This is a genomic window from Rhabdonatronobacter sediminivivens (assembly GCF_013415485.1).
In the GTDB taxonomy this organism is placed as follows: Bacteria; Pseudomonadota; Alphaproteobacteria; order Rhodobacterales; family Rhodobacteraceae; genus Rhabdonatronobacter; species Rhabdonatronobacter sediminivivens.
Genome location: NZ_JACBXS010000008.1, coordinates 62,107 through 82,795 on the forward strand (window position 1 = coordinate 62,107; position 20,689 = coordinate 82,795).

The 20,689-nt window shown below is 65.4% G+C and carries 22 protein-coding genes; 9 read left to right on the forward strand and 13 right to left on the reverse strand.

Translation table 11 applies throughout. The features are described from left to right. The first annotated feature begins 47 nt into the window (after window positions 1-47). The gene (locus HUK65_RS05590) at window positions 48-836 is read left to right on the forward strand and encodes an exodeoxyribonuclease III (RefSeq protein ID WP_179905157.1); all 789 of its coding nucleotides are present in this window, start codon (window positions 48-50) and stop codon (window positions 834-836) included. Window positions 837-962: 126 nt separating this feature from the next. On the opposite strand, the gene HUK65_RS05595 is transcribed toward HUK65_RS05590, so the two are convergent. The 13 genes from HUK65_RS05595 to bhcR form a co-directional block, all read right to left on the reverse strand. Beyond that, on the reverse strand, window positions 963-1,772 hold the full coding sequence (locus HUK65_RS05595; protein ID WP_235441786.1) for an alpha/beta hydrolase: 810 nt from the start codon (window positions 1,770-1,772) through the stop codon (window positions 963-965). An 88-nt stretch (window positions 1,773-1,860) separates the two neighbouring features. Then, on the reverse strand, window positions 1,861-3,480 hold the full coding sequence (locus tag HUK65_RS05600; protein WP_179905231.1) for an AMP-binding protein: 1,620 nt from the start codon (window positions 3,478-3,480) through the stop codon (window positions 1,861-1,863). A gap of 2 nt (window positions 3,481-3,482) precedes the next feature. Continuing rightward, complete coding sequence (locus HUK65_RS05605) at window positions 3,483-3,905, reverse strand: RidA family protein (protein WP_179905159.1); 423 nt, start codon at window positions 3,903-3,905, stop codon at window positions 3,483-3,485. After that, the gene (locus HUK65_RS05610; protein ID WP_179905160.1) at window positions 3,898-4,317 is read right to left on the reverse strand and encodes an acyl-CoA thioesterase; all 420 of its coding nucleotides are present in this window, start codon (window positions 4,315-4,317) and stop codon (window positions 3,898-3,900) included. The genes HUK65_RS05605 and HUK65_RS05610 overlap by 8 nt, the downstream gene beginning before the upstream one ends. Further along, window positions 4,314-5,459: an acyl-CoA dehydrogenase family protein gene (locus HUK65_RS05615; RefSeq protein ID WP_179905161.1), complete on the reverse strand. Its 1,146-nt coding sequence runs from the start codon at window positions 5,457-5,459 to the stop codon at window positions 4,314-4,316. The genes HUK65_RS05610 and HUK65_RS05615 overlap by 4 nt, the downstream gene beginning before the upstream one ends. Before the next feature lie 70 nt (window positions 5,460-5,529). Continuing rightward, window positions 5,530-6,333 (reverse strand): enoyl-CoA hydratase family protein, encoded by an 804-nt coding sequence (locus HUK65_RS05620; RefSeq protein WP_235441793.1) that lies wholly within the window; start codon window positions 6,331-6,333, stop codon window positions 5,530-5,532. Window positions 6,334-6,353: 20 nt separating this feature from the next. After that, window positions 6,354-6,806, reverse strand: a complete 453-nt coding sequence (locus HUK65_RS05625; protein ID WP_179905163.1) for a MarR family winged helix-turn-helix transcriptional regulator — start codon at window positions 6,804-6,806, stop codon at window positions 6,354-6,356. After that, window positions 6,803-7,525, reverse strand: coding sequence for an SDR family NAD(P)-dependent oxidoreductase (locus tag HUK65_RS05630; protein WP_179905164.1), 723 nt, complete (start codon window positions 7,523-7,525; stop codon window positions 6,803-6,805). Before HUK65_RS05630 ends, HUK65_RS05625 begins: the two co-directional genes overlap by 4 nt. Then, the gene (locus HUK65_RS05635) at window positions 7,522-9,816 is read right to left on the reverse strand and encodes a bifunctional salicylyl-CoA 5-hydroxylase/oxidoreductase (protein ID WP_179905165.1); all 2,295 of its coding nucleotides are present in this window, start codon (window positions 9,814-9,816) and stop codon (window positions 7,522-7,524) included. The genes HUK65_RS05630 and HUK65_RS05635 overlap by 4 nt, the downstream gene beginning before the upstream one ends. A gap of 229 nt (window positions 9,817-10,045) precedes the next feature. After that, a complete protein-coding gene (bfr, locus tag HUK65_RS05640) occupies window positions 10,046-10,531 on the reverse strand; it encodes a bacterioferritin (RefSeq protein WP_179905166.1) in 486 nt (161 codons plus the stop codon). After that, a complete protein-coding gene (locus HUK65_RS05645) occupies window positions 10,479-10,772 on the reverse strand; it encodes a (2Fe-2S)-binding protein (protein ID WP_179905167.1) in 294 nt (97 codons plus the stop codon). The genes bfr and HUK65_RS05645 overlap by 53 nt, the downstream gene beginning before the upstream one ends. A 19-nt stretch (window positions 10,773-10,791) precedes the next feature. Beyond that, window positions 10,792-10,956 (reverse strand): hemin uptake protein HemP, encoded by a 165-nt coding sequence (gene hemP / locus HUK65_RS05650; RefSeq protein WP_179905168.1) that lies wholly within the window; start codon window positions 10,954-10,956, stop codon window positions 10,792-10,794. Between the two features lie 132 nt (window positions 10,957-11,088). Next, window positions 11,089-11,931, reverse strand: coding sequence for an HTH-type transcriptional regulator BhcR (gene bhcR, locus HUK65_RS05655; RefSeq protein WP_179905169.1), 843 nt, complete (start codon window positions 11,929-11,931; stop codon window positions 11,089-11,091). Window positions 11,932-12,115: 184 nt separating this feature from the next. Between bhcR and bhcA the strand changes: the two genes are divergently transcribed. From bhcA to ggpS, 8 genes are all read left to right on the forward strand, one after another. Beyond that, the gene (gene bhcA / locus HUK65_RS05660; protein ID WP_179905170.1) at window positions 12,116-13,312 is read left to right on the forward strand and encodes an L-aspartate--glyoxylate aminotransferase BhcA; all 1,197 of its coding nucleotides are present in this window, start codon (window positions 12,116-12,118) and stop codon (window positions 13,310-13,312) included. Window positions 13,313-13,382: 70 nt separating this feature from the next. Continuing rightward, window positions 13,383-14,354 carry a beta-hydroxyaspartate dehydratase BhcB gene (gene bhcB / locus HUK65_RS05665; RefSeq protein ID WP_179905171.1) on the forward strand — a complete coding sequence of 324 codons (972 nt, stop codon included), beginning with the start codon at window positions 13,383-13,385 and terminating at the stop codon, window positions 14,352-14,354. 4 nt (window positions 14,355-14,358) lie between these two features. Next, a complete protein-coding gene (gene bhcC / locus HUK65_RS05670) occupies window positions 14,359-15,522 on the forward strand; it encodes a 3-hydroxy-D-aspartate aldolase BhcC (RefSeq protein ID WP_179905172.1) in 1,164 nt (387 codons plus the stop codon). Between the two features lie 87 nt (window positions 15,523-15,609). After that, window positions 15,610-16,572 (forward strand): iminosuccinate reductase BhcD, encoded by a 963-nt coding sequence (gene bhcD, locus HUK65_RS05675; RefSeq protein WP_179905173.1) that lies wholly within the window; start codon window positions 15,610-15,612, stop codon window positions 16,570-16,572. 69 nt (window positions 16,573-16,641) lie between these two features. Next, window positions 16,642-17,622, forward strand: coding sequence for a type I glyceraldehyde-3-phosphate dehydrogenase (locus HUK65_RS05680; protein WP_179905174.1), 981 nt, complete (start codon window positions 16,642-16,644; stop codon window positions 17,620-17,622). A gap of 166 nt (window positions 17,623-17,788) precedes the next feature. Next, window positions 17,789-17,995 (forward strand): cold-shock protein, encoded by a 207-nt coding sequence (locus HUK65_RS05685; protein WP_179905175.1) that lies wholly within the window; start codon window positions 17,789-17,791, stop codon window positions 17,993-17,995. Between the two features lie 186 nt (window positions 17,996-18,181). After that, complete coding sequence (locus HUK65_RS05690; protein ID WP_179905176.1) at window positions 18,182-18,976, forward strand: HAD-IIB family hydrolase; 795 nt, start codon at window positions 18,182-18,184, stop codon at window positions 18,974-18,976. Then, window positions 18,973-20,484 (forward strand): glucosylglycerol-phosphate synthase, encoded by a 1,512-nt coding sequence (ggpS, locus tag HUK65_RS05695; RefSeq protein ID WP_179905177.1) that lies wholly within the window; start codon window positions 18,973-18,975, stop codon window positions 20,482-20,484. Before HUK65_RS05690 ends, ggpS begins: the two co-directional genes overlap by 4 nt. Window positions 20,485-20,689: the final 205 nt, after the last annotated feature.

A 20,689-nucleotide genomic window follows, 5' to 3' on the forward strand; every position in this document is an offset into this window, starting at 1 on the left:
CGGTGAACAGCGGCTAGGAACGGCGCATCACCCAACAGGAGCGCCCGATGCCCCTCACCATTGCCACATGGAACATCAATTCGGTTCGCCTGCGGGCGGGGCTGGTGACCCGGCTGCTGCACGAGGAAGCGCCCGATATCCTGTGCCTGCAGGAATGCAAGAGCCCGGTCGACAAGATTCCGTTCGAGCTGTTTGCCCAGGCAGGCTATGGCCATTGGGTTGCGCGCGGTCAGAAAGGATACAACGGCGTGGCCATCCTGTCGCGGCTGCCGCTGGAAGATGCGGGCCATATCGACTGGTGCGGGCGGGGCGATGCGCGCCATGTCGCGGCCCGGCTGGAAAACGGCGTGCTGATTCACAACATGTATATCCCCGCGGGCGGCGATGTGCCGGACCGCGAGGTGAACGAGAAGTTCGGCCACAAGCTGGATTTCCTGACGCAGATGCAACAGGAATTCTCGGACACCCGCCCGGAGCGCGCGATCCTGGTGGGCGATCTGAACATCGCCCCGCGCGAGGATGACGTCTGGAACCACAAGCAACTCTTGAAGATCGTCAGCCATACGCCGATCGAAACCGAGCATCTGGGCGCCGCCCAGGAGAGCGGCGGCTGGGTCGATGTCACGCGCCAGGATATCCCCGAAGGCCAGCTGTACAGCTGGTGGTCCTATCGCGCGCGCGACTGGGATGCCGCGGACAAGGGGCGACGGCTGGACCATATCTGGGCCAGCGCGGATATTGCGCCGGCCGCCCATGGCTCGCGCATTCTGCGCGCGGCGCGCGGCTGGCAGCAACCTTCCGATCACGCGCCCGTTTTTGCCAGCTTCGATCTCTGACCCGCCGCAGCGCGACATCCGCATCCGCAGCGACCGCCAAAGCGCCCGCTCCGCACGCCTGGGGCGGGTGCTTTCCGGCGCGAATGCCCACCGGAGGCATTTGCGCATGAGCCCGCCCCGGAGCGTTCACCCCACAAAGGCACATGTCAGGGGCGCTTGAGGCTGGCGCAGCGCTTCGATCACGGTGAAATGGTTTTGGCCGGGCTCGATCTCCAGGCGCACCCGGCCATCGAAACCTTCCCACATCAAGGCCATCAACCGGGCCTGGCGAATGAACTCGGGCCGTTCCGCCGCACCAACCCAGACTGACAGATCCGGTTGCCCGAAGGGCGCGCATAGCGCCGGACTTTCGGCCCGGGCCATGGCCGGATCCAGCTGCAATGTGGCATTCATCTGCGTTTTCAGGAGCGGACGCAGATCATGCAACCCGCTGATCGACAGCACATGCTCGATCCGGTCGCGCACGGGCGTCGCCAGCGGCGTGTCCGCACAGATCATCCGTGTCACCAGATGCCCGCCCGCCGAATGCCCCGCCAACCGCACGGGGCCGGAAATCCGCGCGGCCGCCGCTTCGATCGCCGCCCCCATGGCGCGCGTCATCTCTGCAAGCGTTGCGTCGGGTGCCAACGGATAGCTGGGAAGCGCCACCGCCCACCCCCGCGCCCGGGCGCCCTCGGCCAGATGCGTCCAGAAGGACCTGTCAAACTTCATCCAGTACCCGCCATGGACAAACACTGCCAGACCCCGCGCAGCGCCTTCGGGATGCACCAGATCGAAGGTCGCCCTCGGCCCGTCGCCATATTCCAGCGCCTCTTCGAACGCAGCGCCCAGCCCCACCCGATACCCTGCCGCCGCCGCCGCCCAGGCATCGGGCAACGCCTCGGACCCCGGCACATGCGCCATATTGGCATAGGCCTCATCCCAGTCCCTTTGCATCCCTGCCATCCTTCATCTTGCCAAAAATACTCCGGGGGGGGGCGGCCGGAACGGCAGACGGGGGGCTGCCCCCCGTCCCCGCCCGGCCTCATATGCCGTCGCGCAGGCGAAAACGCTGGATCTTGCCCGTGGCGGTCTTGGGCAGCGCCCCGCAGAACAGCACGCGGCGCGGATACTTGTAGGGCGCGATCACCGCCTTCACATGGGCCTGCAACCGCTCCACCGTTGCCGCATCAGGCGCCACATCCTCGGCCAGCACCACATGGGCACAGACGATCTGACCGCGCGCGGCATCCGGCGCGCTGACCACGGCACATTCCACCACATCGGGATGCCCCAGCAATGCCGCCTCGACCTCGGGTGCCGCGATATTGTAGCCCGAGGACACGATCATGTCGTCATTGCGCGCGGCGAAATGAAAGTAACCCTCTGCGTCCTGCACGAAACTGTCGCCGGTGATGTTCCAGCCATCCTCCACGTAGTCATGCTGGCGCGGGTCATCCAGATAACGGCATCCGGTCGGCCCGCGCACCGCCAACCGCCCCACCTGCCCGCGCGGCACTTCGTTGCCCTCCGCATCCACCACCCTGGCCTCATACCCGGTCACCGGCCGTCCGGTGCAGCCGGGGCGATGGTCGTCAAACCGGTTGGAGATGAAGATATGCAGCATCTCCGTCGCGCCGATCCCGTCCAGCATCGGCTTGCCCGTGCGCGCGATCCAGTCCTCGTATATCGGCGCGGGCAGGGTCTCGCCTGCGCTCACAGCCGCCCGAAGCGAGGAAAGGTCCGCGCCATCATCCATGGCCTTGAGCATCACCCGATATGCCGTGGGGGCGGTGAAGCAGACCGTAGCGCGGTATTGCTGGATGATATCAATCAGATTGGGCGGCGAGGCATTCTCCAGCAAGCACGCCGCCGCCCCGAACCGCAGGGGAAACACAGCCAACCCACCAAGACCAAAGGTGAACGCCAGCGGCGGCGAGCCGACGAAGACATCCCGGGGCGTCACCCCCAGAACTTCCCTGGCGTAGCCGTCGGCGATGATCAGCAGATCACGGTGGAAATGCATGGTTGCCTTCGGGTTGCCCGTGGTCCCGCTGGTGAAACCCAGCAGCGCCACATCGTCGCGCCCCGTCTTCGCCGCCTCGAACCGCACGGGCTTGGACAGCGCCGCGCGGTCCAGTTCCGCATCATGGTTGGCGGTGCCGTCAAAGCCCACCACCTTGGTCAGCACGTTCGAGGATTTGGCGCACTGCACCATTTCATCCATCAGCCGCGTGTCGCACAGCGCCAGGCTGGCTTCCGCCTTGTCCATGATCCGGCCCAACTCGCCCGCGCGCAGCATGGGCATGGTGTTGACCACCACCGCGCCCGCCTTGGTCGCTGCCAGCCAGGCGGCCACCATCGCCGGGTTGTTCGCCGAACGGATCAGCACCCGGTTGCCGGGCCTCACACCATAGTCACTGACCAGCGCATGGGCGATACGGTTGGTCCAGTCGGTCAGTTCCTTGTAGGTGCGCATCCGCCCGTTGCCGATCAGCGCGGTATGATCGCCGAAGCCGCGCTCCACCATGCGGTCGGTCAATTCCACGCCCGCATTCAGCCACTCGGGATAGTCGAACCCCTCAAGCCGCAGGTCAGGCCAGTCACCGGGCGCGGGCAGGCGGTCGCGGGTGAAGCTGTCCACATGCCCGCTGGGGCCAAGCACGGTCATGACCTGCCCTCCTCCTCAGGGATCACCGCCGTCGCCTCGATCTCGACCAATGCCCGGTCCTCGACCAGCGCCACAACCTGCACCAGCGCCATCGCCGGGTAATGCCGCCCGATGATCCCGCGATAGGCGCGCCCTATATCGCGCAGGCCGTCCAGATAGGCGCGCTTGTCGGTAACATACCAGGTCAACCGCACCAGATGCTCGGGCCGCGCGCCCGCCTCGGCCAGGACCGCCACGATATTGCGCAGGGTCTGCGCCACCTGTCCGGCAAAATCGTCGGTCTCGAACTCCTGCTGCGCGTTCCACCCGATCAGGCCGCCGCAGAACACCATCCGCCCGCGCGCAGCGATCCCGTTGGCGTAGCCGACCGCCGGCTTCCAATGCGCGGGGTGCAGGATTTCATGGGCTCTATCAGACATCGCGCGCCTCCGTGCTCATACGCTCCAGTTTCTCGCGGACATCTTCAGGCCAGCGTTCGGGCCGCCCGTCGCGATTCACGAACACCAGCACCGACCACGCTGTCAGCTTGGGCCCATCGCCGCCCCGGGCCACAAGGGTGAGATGCAGGCTGCTGCGCCCGACCCGTGTCACTTCCAGTTCAAACTGCAACCGCTCCCCCAACCATGACGGCGCATGGAATTCGGTCTCGATCCGCGCGGTGGGCACGGCATAGCCTTCCTCGACATGCATCCGCGAAAAGGGGTAATGCAGTTCTTCATCAAAGAAATTCTCGACCACCGAATTGATCATTTCGAAATATCGCGGATAGAAGACGATCCCCGCCGGGTCACAATGGTTGAATTCCACCGCAATGACGCGCGCATAGCTCATGGGCTGCCCTCCAGCACCGACCGCGCAATGACGATCTTCTGCACGTCGCTGGCCCCTTCATAGATGCGCAAGGCGCGGATATCGCGATAGAGGCTTTCGACCGCCATGCCCTTGCGCACCCCGTCCCCGCCAAAGAGCTGCACTGCCGCGTCAATGACCTTTTGCGCGGTCTCGGTGGCGTGCAGCTTGGCCATCGCCGCCTCGCGCGTGATCCGCGCCGCGCCCATGTCCTTGGCCCAGGCCGCGCGATAGACCAGCAGCGCGCTGGCATCGATCCCCAGCGCCATGTCCGCCAGATGCCCCTGCACCATCTGCAACTCGGCCATGGGCGCGCCAAAGAGCTGCCGCGCCCGCACCCGGCCCAGGCTTTCGTCCAGCGCACGCCGCGCCATCCCCAGCGCCGCCGCCCCCACCGTGGGGCGGAAATGGTCCAGCACCGCCATGGCCTGCTTGAACCCCGCCCCAGGCGCGCCGATCAGCGCGCCCCCGGGCAGGCGCAGGTCGGTCATCCGAAGATGCGCCAGCGGATGCGGGGCCATGACCTCGATCCGCTCCACCACCTCCAGCCCGGGAGTATCGGCGGGCATCAGGAAAGCCGAAAGCCCCCGCGCCCCCGGCGCCTCGCCCGTGCGGGCGATCACCACATAGACATCGGCGATCCCACCGTTCGAGATATAGGTCTTCTCGCCGTTCAACACCCAGCCACCGCCCGCGCGCACCGCGGTTGCCGAAGACGCCGCCACATCCGACCCCGACCCCGGCTCCGTCAGCGCAAACCCCGCAATCGCCGCCCCCGCCCGCGTCTGCTCCAACCACACCCGCTGCGGCCCATCCCCGAACAGCGTCACCGCCCCCATCCCCAGCCCCTGCATGGCAAAGGCGAAATCAGCCAGCGCATCGTGCTGCGCCAGCGTCTCGCGGATCAGGCACAGCGTGCGCACATCCAGCCGCACGCCCGCCTCCGCCCCGGTATACTGCAACCAGCCCGCGTCCCCCAACGCCGCCACCAGTCCACGGCAGGCCGCGTCCACATCGCCATGATCCACCGGCAGATGCGCCGCGCACCACGCCTCCAGCCCCGCGGCCAGATCGCGGTGCCGGTCCTCGAAGAACGGCCAGTCGATATAGCTCCGATCCGCCAAATTTCCTGCTCCAAATACTCCGGGGGAGTCGCCGCAACGCGGCGACGGGGGCAGCGCCCCCAAACCCCGCTCAGTCCCCCTCGAACACCGGCTTTTCCTTGGCGACGAACGCCCGATACGCTCGCTCGAAATCGCGGGTCTGCATGCAGAGCGCCTGGGCCTGCGCCTCGGCCTCGATCGCCTGCTCCAGCCCCATGTTCCATTCCTGATTGAGCTGCGTCTTGGTGATCCCATGGGCAAAGACCGGCCCCGCGGCCAGCCGATGCGCCAGCGCCAGCGCCGCATCCTCCAGTTCCGCCGCCGGATGCAGCGCGTTCCAGAACCCCCAGGCATGCCCCTCCTCGGCCCGCATGGACCGACCGGTGTACAGCAGTTCCGCCGCCCGCCCCTGCCCGATGATCCGGGGCAGCATGGCGCAGGCCCCCATGTCACACCCCGCGAGCCCGACACGCGTGAACAGGAAGGCGCAGACGGCCTCGGGCGTGGCCAGCCGCAGGTCGGACGCCATCGCCATGATCGCCCCGGCCCCCACGGCCACCCCGTCCACCGCCGAAATCACCGGGCGCCCACAGCCGATCATCGCCTTGACCAGATCGCCGGTCATGCGGGTGAAGGCCAGCAGGTCCTTCATCTCCATGCCGACCAGGGGGCCGATGATGTCATGCACATCCCCGCCCGAACAGAAATTCCCCCCGTTCGAGGCGATCACCACCACATCCACGTCCCGCGCATGGGCCAGCGCACGGAAAGTGTCGCGCAATTCGGCATAACTGTCGAAGGTCAGCGGGTTCTTGCGCTCGGGCCGATTCAGGCGGATCACGGCGATCCGGTCGCGCCAGTCCCACAGGAAATGCACAGGCTTGTGCCCGGCCATGCTGGTGGTGCCAAAACCGCTCATCCCTGCCCCCCGCGCATCCGATGCATCACGCCGCGCAAGGCGTCCAGGTCCTGGGCCGTCAGCCCGGCCAGCAGCTTGTTCACCTCGCGCGCGTGATCGGCAGCCAATTCCTCGAACCGGCGGTGCCCCACTTCGGTCAGCGCCACATGCACGGTGCGTCGGTCATCGGGCGAGGGCGTGCGCCGCGCCAGCCCGTCGCGCTCCAGCCGGTCCACTACCGCCGTGGCATTGCCATTGGACACCAGCAACCGGCGGCTGAGTTCCGTCATCGTCATCGGCCCGCCATTGGCGTGCAGCGCGGCCATCACGTCGAACCGCGGCAGGGTGGTGGCGTGTTCCACCCGCAGGAATTCGCGCAGATGGTTCTCCACCTTGCGCGCCACCCCCAGCAGGCGCAACCATGCGCGCAGACGGCGCCTGGACAGCAGGTCATCGACCGGTTCGCTCATACCTCTCCCCCCGACACCGACAGCGCGTGTCCGTTCACCATAGACGCTTCGGGCGATGCAAGAAACCGCGCAGCCGCCACAACTTCGGACGGAGCCACCAGACGCCCCACGGGGTTGCCTTCGACCACGCGGGCCTCGGCCGCAGCGCGCTCCAGCCCGTAGCGCTCCTGCACCGCCTGCGCAGCGGCTTCGGCCAGTGGTGTGTCCACGAAGCCGGGGCAGATGGCGTTGCAGGTGATGCCCCTTTTCGCCACCTCCAGCGCGACCGAACGCACCAGCCCCAGCACCCCGTGCTTGGAGGCCGCATAGGCCGCGATCGTCGGCCCGCCCTTCAGGCTGGCGGTCGAGGCCATGGCGATCAGCCGCCCGCCTGCGCCCATCCCTTCGAGCGCCGCACGAAAGGTCAGGAAGGTGCCGGTCAGATTCACCGCCAGCGTCCGGTTCCAGTCCTCCAGCGTGATGTTGCGCAGCCTGCCCGCTGTGCCCCCGCCCGCATTGGCGATCACCACATCGAAGGAGGCATCGAACAGCGCCGCGACCGATGCCTCATCGGTCACATCCGCCTTGCGGCATTCCATCCCGCGCCCGCCATCGGTTTCGCGCAAGGCGTCCATCCGGCGCCCGCTGATCGTCACCTTGTCATCCGCTTCGGCAAAGGCGCGGGCCAGCGCGCGGCCAATGCCCGAGCCGCCGCCAGTGATCAGCACGCGGCGGGTCATGCGCGGAACTCCTCGGCCTGCTGCGCGGCGCGTTCGGCCAGCCGCCGCGCCTGCTCGGCGCCGGGCAGATAGGGCGCGGGCCATTGCGTTGCGGTATCGCCCAGCACGGTGGCGGCATGCAGAGTCCAATACGGGTTTGCCAGATGCGGACGCGCCAGACAGACCAGATCAGCCCGCCCGGCCATCAGGATCGAATTCACATGGTCGGGTTCATAGATGTTGCCCACGGCCATCGTCGCAATCCCCGCCTCGTTCCGGATGCGGTCGGAGAACGGCGTCTGGAACATGCGGCCATAGACGGGGCGGGCCTCGGGGCTGGTCTGCCCGGCGGAGACGTCGATGATATCCGCCCCCGCCGCCCTGAACGCCTGCGCGATCGCCACCGCATCCTCGGGCGTGATGCCGTCGTCGCCGCGCCAATCATGGGCCGAAATCCGCACCGACATCGGCTTTTCCGCAGGCCAGGCCGCGCGCATGGCGGCGAAGACCTCCAGCGGGTAGCGCAGGCGGTTTTCCAGGCTGCCACCATAGGCATCCGTGCGGATGTTCGACACAGGGCTGATGAAGCTGGAAATCAGGTATCCATGCGCGGCGTGCAATTCGATCATGTCGAACCCCGCCCGCGCGGCCATTTCCGTGGCGGCCACGAACTGATCGCGCACCAGATCCATGTCTTCGCGCGTCATGTCACGCGGCACGGCATTGCGCGCGGACCATGGGATGGCGCTGGCACTCATGATCGGCCAGTTGCCCGCAGGCAGCGGCGCGTCCATCTCTTCCCACCCCAGTTGGGTGGACCCCTTGCGCCCCGAATGCCCGATCTGGCAGCAGAGTCTGGCGTCTGTCTCGGCATGGACAAAATCCACCAGACGGCGCCACGCGACCTCGTGTTCCGGAGCATAAAGCCCCGGGCAACCCGGCGTGATCCGCCCCTCGGGCGAGACGCAGGTCATTTCGGTAAAGACCAGCCCCGCGCCCCCCTTGGCGCGTTCGGCGTAATGGACGAAATGCCAGTCGGTGGGGCAGCCGTCGACCGCCTTGTACTGCGCCATGGGCGAGACCACGATGCGGTTCTTCACCTCCATCTTGCGCAGCCGGAAGGGCTGGAACATGGGCGCACGGCCCGTCTGCCCGCCGGCCTGCGTGGCAAACCAGTCCTCGGCCCCGCGCAGCCAGTCCGGATCACGCAGGCGCAGGTTCTCATGGCTGATCCGCTGGCTGCGCGTCAGCAGGGAATAGGCGAATTGCAGGGGCGGCATGTCCAGATAGCGCTCCACCTCCTCGAACCACTCCAGCGAGTTGCGCGCCGCCGATTGCAGGCGCAGCACCTCCAGCCGGCGTTCATCCTGATAGCGGGCAAAGGCGGACTGCATGTCCGGTTCGGAATGCAGGTATTCGGCCAGGGCGATGGCGCTGTCGAAGGCCAGCCGCGTGCCGGACCCGATGGAAAAATGCCCCGTCGCCGCCGCATCCCCCATCAGCACCACGTTTTCATGATACCAGCGCTCGCAGATCACCCGCGGGAACTGCATCCACACGGCCGAGCCGCGCAGATGCGCGGCATTGGACATCAGCGCATGCCCGTCCAGATGATCGGCAAAGATCCGGCGGCAGGTTTCGACCGTTTCCTCCTTCGACATATGCGCGAACCCCCAGCGGTCCCATGTCTCGGGCAGGCATTCCACGATGAAGGTCGCGGTGCTGTCATCGAACTGGTAGACATGCGCCCAGACCCAGCCATGCGGAGTCTTTTCGAAGATGAAGGTAAAGGCATCGTCGAATTTCGCATGCGTTCCCAGCCAGACGAACTTGCATTTGCGGGTGTCGATGTCAGGGCAGAAGACCTCGGCATATTCCGTGCGCACGCGCGAGTTGATGCCGTCGCAGGCGACCACCAGATCGTAATCCGGGCGGTAGGTCTCGGCGCGCTCGAACTCACTCTCGAACCGCAAGTCCACGCCCAGCGCGCGCGCACGCTCCTGCAGCAGGACCAGCATCGCCTTGCGCCCGATGCCCGCGAACCCATGCCCGCCCGAGACCGTCCGATGCCCGCCATGGACCACGGCAATGTCATCCCAATAGGCAAACTGGCTGCGGATCGCCCGGGTCGAGATCGGGTCGTTGCGCTCCATCCGTGACAGCGCATCATCCGACAGCACCACGCCCCAGCCGAAAGTGTCATTGGCGCGGTTGCGCTCCAGCACTGTCACATGATGCGAAGGATCGCGCAGCTTCATGGAAATGGCGAAATACAACCCCGCGGGGCCGCCGCCCAGACACAGAATCCGCATGCAAGCCTCCGCGATTGACCATCCAGACCCTGCCATGCATCGCAGTATATTTCAAGCTTGAAGAAATTAGCTGGCCAAGATGAGGCCACCCCACCCTTGATCATCGAAACTGCCCTGCATGCAGGGCAGCGCCCACGAGGCGCGCGGGTGGGTGGGTGGGGCGCGGCTCGTGGGCGCTTCAGCGGTCTGGGATCGCGCGCCCCCCGACAGCAGGCAGGGCGCGCAGGGATCACTCGGCCTCGTTCGCCGGTTGGGCCTGCAGCAATCCGTAACGCTCACCGCCCAGTTGCTCATACAGGGACAGTTGCGTCTCCAGAAAGTCGATATGGCCTTCCTCGTCGGCGATCAGCTCCTCGAACAGGTTCTTGGACACGTAATCCCCCACGCTGTCACAATGATCGCGCGCTTCGATATAGAGGGTGCGCGCGTCATGCTCGCCAGCCAGATCGCATTCCAGCGTTTCGCGCAGGTCCTGGCCGGTGCGGATCGGATCCAGCTTCTGCAGGTTCGGATGCCCCTCCAGAAAAAGAATACGTTCGATCAGCTTGTCGGCGTGATGCATTTCCTCGATGCTCTCGGCGCGGGACTTGGCGGCCAGACGGCCATAGCCCCAGTCTTCCTGCAGGCGGAAATGCAGCCAATACTGGCTGACAGCCGTCAACTCACTGCGCAAAGCCTTGTTCAGATACTCGATGACCTTTGCGTCGCCCTTCATGTCGTACTCCTTTGGCTGGCGTAAAGCGTGCTGCGCCACGCAGGTCCGGAACGCCGAACGTGTCGCATTGTTCCATCTGAGCCAGAAAAACCGGCAGACAGCCACCACAATCGGCGCGCTTGCCCAGGGCGCGATAGATCTTGCCCGGCGTGATGATGGTCTCGGGGTCGGCGGCGCGCATCCAGTCCACCGCGGCGCGGATCTCGTGGCTGCTGATGGTGGCGCAGTGACAGACGATCATCGGGCGGCCCTTTCGCACATCACTTGGTCAGAATCAGCTTGCCGGCGCGCGTGATGCGCAACTGATACACCTTGCCATCCAGTACGATCCGGGCCTGCTGGCCGCCCTGGGTCAACACCTGGGCATCATGCACGGGCACGCTTTCGACGGGATTTGGCCGGATGGGGCGCAGGGCAATGGTCATGACAAGATCCTCTGTCTTTCGCGGCGCAGGCCTTGCAAGGCCGCGCCCGGATTGCGGGTTCTGGCGGGCCAAGAGGCACTGGCTGACAGAATTTCTGACTCATGCAGTCGGATTTGTCAATTCCCGATTCTTTTACTCTGTCTTTTCGCCTTCGGGCCAGAGCCCCCCGATGGCGCGGGTCACCTCCGCGGCCGCGCGCTGAACCAATCCACCAATCTGCGGAGCATCTGCACGCGCCAGCCGAAAGCTGGGGGCCGAGACGGACAGCCCGGCCACAGGTTCGGCATGGGCGTTGAACACCGGGGCGGCGATGCAGCGCATGCCTTCGGCGCGCTCTTCGTCGTCCAGGGCGTATCCGCGCGCACGCGTCGCGCTCAGATCATCGGCCAGCGCCTCAGGCGTGACCAGCGAACTGGAGGTGAACCGCTCCAGCCCCTTGCGTGCCACGATCGCCTCAAGCTGCGTGGCGGGCATCCAGGCCAGCAATGCCTTGCCGATCCCGGACACATGCATGGGGCTGCGCGTTCCGGGCGGGAAAAAGGCCCGGATCGCGCTGTGGGTTTCCACCTGGCTCAGAAACAGCACCTCATCTGCCTGTTCGATGCCCAGGTTGGCGGTTTCGCCCGTGTCGCGCATCAGCCGAGCCATGGGGCCGCGGGCGCGCTCAACCACACTGGTGCGGCGCAAGAAGGCTGTTCCGGCGCGAAAGGTGCCCGCCCCGACATGCCAAAGCTGGGTGGCCGGGTCCAGTTCGACCATTCCATGCGCCTGCAGCGTGATGAGCACCCTGTAGACGGTCGCGGGGGATTCCCCCGCCTCCTGCGCCAGATCGGTCAGCGACAACCCGTCGGTCTGGCTGAGGCGGTGCAGAAGCGCCATGGCCCGGTCCAGCGCCCGTATGGTGTTCTGTTCGCTACGATCTTGAAACGCACGGGGCCGCCCCCGCCGGGCGGCGCGCGGTGTGGATTCGGTCATCGGCACCCCCTGTTTGCGCGATCTTTCAAGGAAATGAAAAACGGTTTCCGACTATGAAAAATGCTACCGCATTGATTCATATGGCGCAATTCCTATTTTTCACCTTATGAAAGTTATTTTCAAAAAAATTGCACCGCCGGACACCCGGCAGTACAGTCGCCCCATCTTGAGGGAGGCTCAGCCCATGTCATTCCAGAACCCGGTCTTCATCCCCGGTCCGACCAATATGCCCGAGGTCATCCGCAAGGCCTGCGACATGCCCACGATCGACCACCGCTCGCCCAGCTTTGCACAGATGTTCCGCCCCGCCGCTGCCGGTGTGCGCGAGGTTCTGGGCATGAGCCCCACCGCGGGCGAGGTCCTGATCCTGCCCGCCACCGGCACCGGTGGATGGGAAGCGGCAATCACCAACACGCTGTCCCCCGGTGACCGCGTATTGGCCGCGCGCCACGGCATGTTCAGCCAGCGCTGGATTGACCTGTGCCGCCGTCACGGACTGGACGTGCAGGTGATCGAAGCCCCATGGGGCGAAGGCTGCCCCGTTCAGGCCATGGGCGAGGCGCTGGCCGCCGACCGCGAACATCGGATCCGTGCCGTTCTGGCCACGCATAATGAAACCGCGACCGGTGTGCTTTCGGACATTGCCGGGCTGCGCCGCGCCATGGATGGTGCAGCGCACCCTGCGCTGCTGATGGTGGATGGCGTCAGCTCCATCGGGTCGGTGCCCTTCGAAATGGTGTCCTGGGGCGTCGATATCGCCGTGGCCGGGTCGCAAAAGGGGTTCATGCTGCCCGCCGGACTGGCGATCCTTGGTCTGTCGCCCCGCGCGGTCAAGGCGATGGAGGGCGCAAACCTGCGCCGCGCCTATTTCGATCTGCGCGACATGCTCAACAGCTACAGCGGCGGCGGCTATCCCTTCACCCCGCCCGTGGGGCTGATCAACGGCCTGGCCGTCAGCATCGAGATGCTCAAGGCCGAAGGGCTGGAGAATGTCTATGCCCGCCACCACCGCATTGCCGAAGGTGTGCGCCGCGCGATTGCGGCCTGGGGTCTGCGCCCCTGTGCGGCGCGTCCGGCGCTCTATTCCAACACGGTCACCGCCGTGGTCGCGCCCGAAGGGTTCAACGGCACCGATGTGGTGACCCTGGCGGCCTCGAAATACGGCGTCGCCTTTGGCGTGGGGCTGGGCGAGGTTGCGGGCAAGGTGTTCCGCATCGGACACCTGGGCAGCCTGACGGATGTGATGATGCTCTCGGGGCTGGCCACGGCGGAAATGTGCATGGCCGATCTGGGCTGGCCGGTAGCGCCCGGCTCTGGCGTCGCCGCCGCGCAGGAGTATTATCGTTCCACTGCGCTGGAAGAACAGCGCGTCGCGGCCTAGATAGTGAAGACGCCGGTGCGGACGGGTGCACAACCCGCCGCACGCCCGCGCAACGCAGGGGAGGGAAACGATGAAAGACGTCTCCGGGCTGATGGTGCCCGAATTCCAGGATGTGGTGGACGCGCATGAGCGTATCAAACCCCATATCCACCGCACGCCGGTGCTGACATCCGAATACATGAACCAGCTTTCCGGCGCCGAGCTGTTCTTCAAATGCGAGAACTTCCAGAAGGCCGGCGCCTTCAAGGTGCGCGGCGCCTGCAACGCCGTTTTCGGCCTGTCGGATGAAGACGCCAGGCGTGGCGTGGCCACCCATTCCAGCGGCAACCATGCGCTGTCACTCAGCTATGCCGCCGGGCGCCGGGGCATCCCCTGCCATGTGGTCATGCCCCGCACCGCACCCCAGGCAAAGAAGGACGCGGTGCGCGGCTATGGCGGGATCATCACCGAATGCGAACCCTCCACCACCTCGCGCGAGGAGGTGTTCGCCAGGGTCGAGGCCGAGACCGGCGCCGAATTCGTCCACCCCTATAACGATCCGCGCGTGATCGCCGGGCAAGGGACATGCTCGCGCGAGTTCATGGAGCAGGTTCAGGGGCTGGACGCGGTGATCGCGCCCATCGGCGGCGGCGGCATGATCTCGGGCACCTGCCTGACGCTGTCGAACATCGCCCCCCATGTGGAAATCTATGCCGCCGAGCCCGAACAGGCCGATGACGCCTATCGCAGCTTCAAGGCGGGCCATATCATCGCCGATGACGCACCGAACACGGTGGCAGACGGTCTGAAAGTGCCGCTGAAGGACCTGACCTGGCATTTCGTGTCCAACCATGTGACCGACATCCTGACCGCCAGCGAACAGGAAATCATCGATGCGATGAAACTGACCTGGGCGCGGATGAAGATCGTGATGGAGCCGTCCTGCGCCGTGCCGCTGGCGGTGATTCTGAAAAACCCCGAAGTGTTCCGCGGCAAGCGGGTCGGTGTTATTGTGACGGGCGGCAATGTCGATCTGGACAAGCTTCCCTGGATGAAAGGATAAGACGATGAACAAGCCTGTTGTACTCGACGAACTCGAAGTCGGCATGGACGTCCCTGCCCTGCCCGGGATGGACGAGGCCGATATCCAGACCCCCTGCCTGGTGCTGGACCTGGACGCGCTGGAGCGCAACATCAAGAAGATGGGCGACTACGCGCGCGAACACGGGATGCGCCACCGCGTGCATGGCAAGATGCACAAATCGGTGGATGTGTATTTCCTGCAGGAAAAGCTTGGTGGCGCCTGTGGCGTCTGTTGCCAGAAGGTGTCGGAGGCCGAGGTCTTTGCCCGCGCGGGCGTCAAGGATGTGCTGGTGTCGAACCAGGTGCGGGACCCGGCCAAGATCGACCGGCTGGCCCGCATGCCGAAGCTGGGCGCCCGCACCATCTGCTGCGTGGATGATGTGGAGAACGTGGCCGATCTGTCGGCGGCGGCGCAAAAGCACGGCACGGAAATCGAATGCCTGGTGGAAATCGACTGCGGCGCCGGGCGCTGCGGCGTCACCACCACCCCTGAGGTGGTTGAAATCGCCAAGGCCATCGACGCCGCGCCGGGGTTGAAATTCGCCGGGCTGCAGGCCTATCAGGGCGCCATGCAGCACATGGACAGCTATGAGGACCGCAAAGCCAAGATCGACGTGGCCGTGGCCATGGTCAAGGACGCGGTGGACACGCTGAAGGCCGAGGGGCTGGAGTGCGACATCGTCGGCGGCGGCGGCACCGGCAGCTATTACTTCGAATCCACCAGCGGCGTGTATAACGAGCTTCAGTGCGGCTCCTACGCCTTCATGGATGCCGATTACGGCCGGATCCTGGACAAGGACGGCAACCGCATCGACCAGGGCGAATGGGAGAACGCGCTGTTCCTGCTGACCAGCGTCATGAGCCGCGCCAAACCGGGCAAGGCAATCGTCGATGCCGGTCTGAAGGCGCAGTCCGTGGACAGCGGCCTGCCCTTCGTCTTTGGCCGCGATGATGTGAAATACGTCAAATGCTCGGACGAACACGGCGTCATCGAAGACACCGGCAACGTGCTCAAGGTCAATGAGAAATTGCGCCTGGTGCCGGGCCATTGCGACCCCACCTGCAACGTGCATGACTGGTATGTGGGCGTGCGCAACGGCAAGGTCGAAACCGTCTGGCCCGTCAGCGCCCGCGGCAAGGCCTACTGAGCGCACCCGCTTTCAGAGGATGCCATCGCGGCCCCGGGTTCGGCCCGGGGCCGTTTTCACGAAGACCTGCACTAGAAAGGACTGCGCATGTGGATTGTGCCCGAAGCCGCGATCAACGGCCTGCTTGACCATGATGACGCCTTTACCGCCATCGAGGCCGTCTTTGGCGCCATGGCCCGCGATGACGCCTATAACTTCCCCGTGGTGCGCGAGGCGCTTGGCGGCGGGCGGCAATACGGGTTCAAGTCGGGCCTTGACCGCGCGGGCGGGCAACTGGGGGTGAAGGCGGGCGGCTATTTCCCCGGCAATGCCGACAAGGGCATGATCAACCACCAGTCCACGGTGTTCCTGTTCGACCCGGACACCGGCGTCTTGCAGGCGGCGGTGGGCGGCAACCTGCTGACAGCGCTGCGCACCGCCGCGGCCTCGGCCGTGTCCATCGCGCATCTGGCGCGCAAGGATGCCAAGGTGCTGGGCATGATCGGCGCGGGCCATCAATCGGCCTTTCAGATGCGTGCCGCCGTGCGGCAGCGGCGTTTTGAAAAGGTTGTCGGCTGGAACTACCACCCGGAAATGCTGCCGCGCCTGGCCGATACCGCCGCCGAACTGGGACTGCCGTTCGAGGCGGTCAGCCTGGAGGAGCTGGGCGCGCAGGCGGATGTGATCGTCTCCATCACCTCGTCCGAGGCTGCGTCCCTGATGGATGCCCATGTCCGCCCCGGCACGCATATCGCCTGTATGGGCACCGATACCAAGGGCAAGCAGGAACTGGAGCCCGCGATCCTGACCCGCGCCGCCGTCTTCACCGATGAGGTGGCGCAGGCCGTCAGCATCGGCGAATGCCAGCACGCCGTGGCGCAGGGGCTGCTGACGGATGCTGCCATCACCGCCATCGGCGCGGTCATCAACGGCGCGCATCCAGGGCGGACCTCGGATGACCAGATCACGGTCTTCGATGGCACCGGGGTCGGCCTGCAGGATATCGCCGTGGCCGCCAGGGCGGTGGATCTGGCCCGCGAAAAGGGCCTGGCTCAGGAGGTTGCGCTTTAGTCTTCACAAGCATAGCGATGCAATGGACGGGCGGCTGCACGCCGCCCGTCTTTGTGTCGGAGGGGCATCATGGCAATCAGGGTGGCAATCAATGGCTTTGGGCGGATCGGCCGCACGGTGCTGCGGGCATGGCTGCAGGGCGGCTGGCCGGATATCGAGATTGTGGCAGTAAACGACATCGCCACCCCCGAAGATTGCGCCTATCTGTTCGAATATGACAGTATCTTCGGACCGTTCCGGGGCGATGTGGCGCTGGCGGATGGCGCGCTGTCGGTCAACAGGACGCGCCTGCGGCTGACCCATGCCAGCGATCTGTCGGAAATCGATCTGGCGGACGTTGATCTGGTGATGGAATGCACCGGCCGTGCCGACCGGGTTGAGGTTGCCCGCCGCGGCATCCGGGCGGGGGCGCGCCGTGTGCTGATCTCGGGCCCGTCCGCGGCCGCCGAAGTGACCGTGGTGCTGGGCGCCAATGAAGCCGACCTGCGCCCCGAACATGCGCTGATTTCCAACGCCTCCTGCACCACCAACGCACTGGCCCCGCTGGCGCGGGTGCTGGATGATACCCTGGGCATTGAAACCGGCTGGATGACCACCATCCATTGCTATACCGGCAGCCAGCCCACCGTGGACGCCCCGCGCGGCGATCCCGCACGCTCTCGGGCTGCGGCGCTGTCCATGGTGCCCACCACCACCAGCGCCCAGCGCCTGCTGGAGAGCGTGCTGCCCGATCTGGGCGGACGCCTGGAAGCCGCCGCCGTGCGCGTGCCCACCGCCAGTGTTTCGGCCATTGACCTGGCGTTCCTGCCGCGGCAACCCGCATCCGCGGCCGAGGTCAACGCGCTGTTGCGCAACGCGGGCGGTGTGATCGGCTGGACCGACCGCCCGCTGGTATCCACCGACCTGCGCGCGCGGCCTGAAAGCGTGGTCATGGCCCTGCCCGAAACCCGCCTCACAAAGGGCGGCCTGCTGCGCGTCTTTGGCTGGTATGACAACGAATGGGGGTTTTCCTGCCGTATGCTGGACATCGCCGCCCGGTTGCAGGGTTAAGCGAATCTCCTTGCGAATCCGCTGCAGATATGCGTAAGCTGCAGACTGCGACGTTATCTCTATCGACGACTGTTTTCCGCTATCGGCTACAGTGACTTCGATCTTGCACTGACGAGCCGGGCTGCCGCAATTCCGTGGGCAGCAGACGAAAACAGGAGTGATCACGATGGCCACTGGCACCGTGAAATGGTTCAACGCTACCAAAGGTTTTGGCTTCATCCAGCCCGATGGTGGGTCCAAAGACGTATTCGTGCACATCTCGGCGGTGGAACGCGCCGGCCTGCGCGGCCTTGACGATGGTCAGAAGGTGACCTTCGACATGGAAACCGGCCGCGACGGCCGTCAGTCCGCGAGCAATCTGGCCCTGGCCTGACACCGCTGACGCCTGCGGCATCCGCAGGATGCGAGAATTCGAAAGCCGCCCAATTTTTGGGCGGCTTTCTTCTTTTTGCGGGAAAAATTGGCAGATTCAACGCCCGCGCATGATATTTCAGCGAAATGCGCATCTTTGCGCCCCAGACATTTGACCCCGCCGCCCGGGCGCCCCATCTTGAGCGCCATGCGAGATAAACAAACACCATCAGTGCCGACCACCGGGGCAATCGCCGATGCCCGGATGGTCCTGGCAACGGATCTTGACGGCACCTTTCTGGGGGGCACGGACGCGGAGCGCACACGGCTTTATAACTGGCTGCGCAGCCGCTCCGACGTGGCGCTGGTTTTCGTCACCGGGCGCGACCCCTGGGCCATCCGCGACATTTGCGCATCCGGGTTTGTTCCGGCACCCTCCTTTGTGATCGGCGATGTGGGGACAACCATCGCCACATTCGAAAACGGAACGGTGCAGCCCATCCCCAGGATGGAGGCAGAGATCGCCCGCCTCTGGGGGGACCGCGTGGAGGAGCTGCGCGCGGCCGTATCGCAGGTTCCAGGGCTCTGGGAGCAGGATACGCCCTTTCGGTTCCGCCTGTCCTATCATTATGACGCAGCGGCCTTTGATGCCGCGCGGATGGAGCCGATCCGCCGGATGGGTTTCGACGTGCTGGTGTCGCACGGGCGATTCGTGGACATTCTGCCCCCCGGGGTCAGCAAGGGACCATCGCTGCTGCGGCTGATCGGCTATCTGGGGTTGGAGCCAGACCGCGTTCTGGTGGCCGGCGACACGCTCAATGACCTGTCGATGTTCGAAACCGGCCTGCCTGGCGCCGTTGTCGGCGGGGCCGAGGCCGAGTTGCTGGAGGCTGTCGCCGGCCTGCCCAGCGCCCATGTCTGCAAGGCAGTGGGCGCCGCAGGGATCATCGAGGCCATCCACGCCCATAATCTGCACCCGGAACCGCCCGAGGTATTCTCATGAAATCCGATCTGGTCATCGTCTATCACCGCCAACCCTATGAGGAGGTCGAGGTCGACGGGCGCATCGAATACCGCGAACATTCAAGCCCCAACGGGATCGTTCCCACGCTCAAGGGGTTCTTTGGCAAGGTCAGCCGCGGCGCCTGGGTGGCCTGGAAGCTGGCCGAGGACACATCGAATCCCGGCTTCGATCCGGTGATCGAGATCTCGGACAGTTTCGGCACCTACAGCGTCAGCCGTCTGCCGCTGACCGAGGAACAGGTGCGCAGCTTCTATCACGTCACGTCAAAAGAGGCGTTCTGGCCCGTCCTGCACGGGTTCAAGGAGCGCTACAATTATGACCCGGTGGACTGGCCCACCTTTCGCAGCGTGAACTGGGCCTTTGCCGAAGCGGCGGCCGAACAGGCCACCGATGATGCGATTATCTGGGTGCATGACTACAATCTGTGGCTGGTGCCGGGCTATCTGCGCCAGCTCAAGCCCGATGCCACCATCTGCTTCTTCCACCACACGCCCTTCCCCGGTCCGGATATGTTCAACGTGCTGCCCTGGCGCGAAGAGATCGTGGAATCCCTGCTGCAATGTGACTCGGTCGGGTTTCATATCCCGCGGTATGCCCAGAACTTTGCCGCCGTGGCGCGCTCGGTCCGGGCGGCGCGGGTGGTCGAGGACATGGAGTCCCCTGACGCACTGGTGCAGCGCGGCGTGGCGCTGAATGACAGGATCATGCCGCTGCGTCTGGACCACAAGGGGCGCCAGGTGGCGATCCATACCAGCCCCGTCGGGGTGAATTTCGACCATGTCGAAGCGCTGGCGCAAACCGATGAAGTGACCGAAAAGATCGGCGCCATCCGGCGCGAACTGAGCGACTGCAAGCTGGTGCTGTCCGTGTCCCGGACCGACTATACCAAGGGAAATATCGAACAGCTGGAAGCTTTTGAGCGGCTGCTAGAGCGGCGCCCCGAACTGCGGGGCAAGGTGCGGCTGATGCTGGTGTCGGTTGAGGCCAACCGCAACATGACCGCCTATCAGGAGATCCAGGCCCGGATCGAGGAACTGACCGGGCGCATAAACGGCGCTTATGGCAGCTTCGAATGGCAGCCGGTGGCGCTGATCGGCAAGGGGATCCCGCTGGCGGATCTGGTGGCCTATTACGCGGCGGCGGATGTGGCCTCCATCACGCCGCTGGCCGATGGCCTGAACCTGGTTGCAAGCGAATTCTGTGCCGCCCGACGCGAGGCTGATCCGGGGGCACTGATCCTGTCGGAGTTCGCGGGCTGCGCGGTGCTGCTGGAGGGGGCGATCCCGGTCAACCCGTTCTCGCACGCATCGATGGACAGCGCGCTGGACCAGGCCCTTGGCATGGACCATGACGAGGCCACCGGCCGGATGAAAGCGCTGCGCGCCTCGGCCCGGCGCTGGGACATCAGTACCTGGACCCGCACCGAGATGTCGCATTTCTCAGCCCTGCGCCGGGCACGGGTGAGTGGGGCGCGCCCGGCCGCCTGAACCGGCCAAAACCACCGAATAACCGGGGTAATCCGCTTTACAACCGGTCTCTGATTCTGGAGTTTGCCCCCACGGACAGAGAGTGATTCTGCCAGAATTCGGGCGGATTTCCTTGACTCGGATTTGCCGGTTGTGGGATTGGGTATACCACAACTGATCACCAGATCGTTACATTCACGCCCCGGCGGGCCGGAAAAAGAACGGA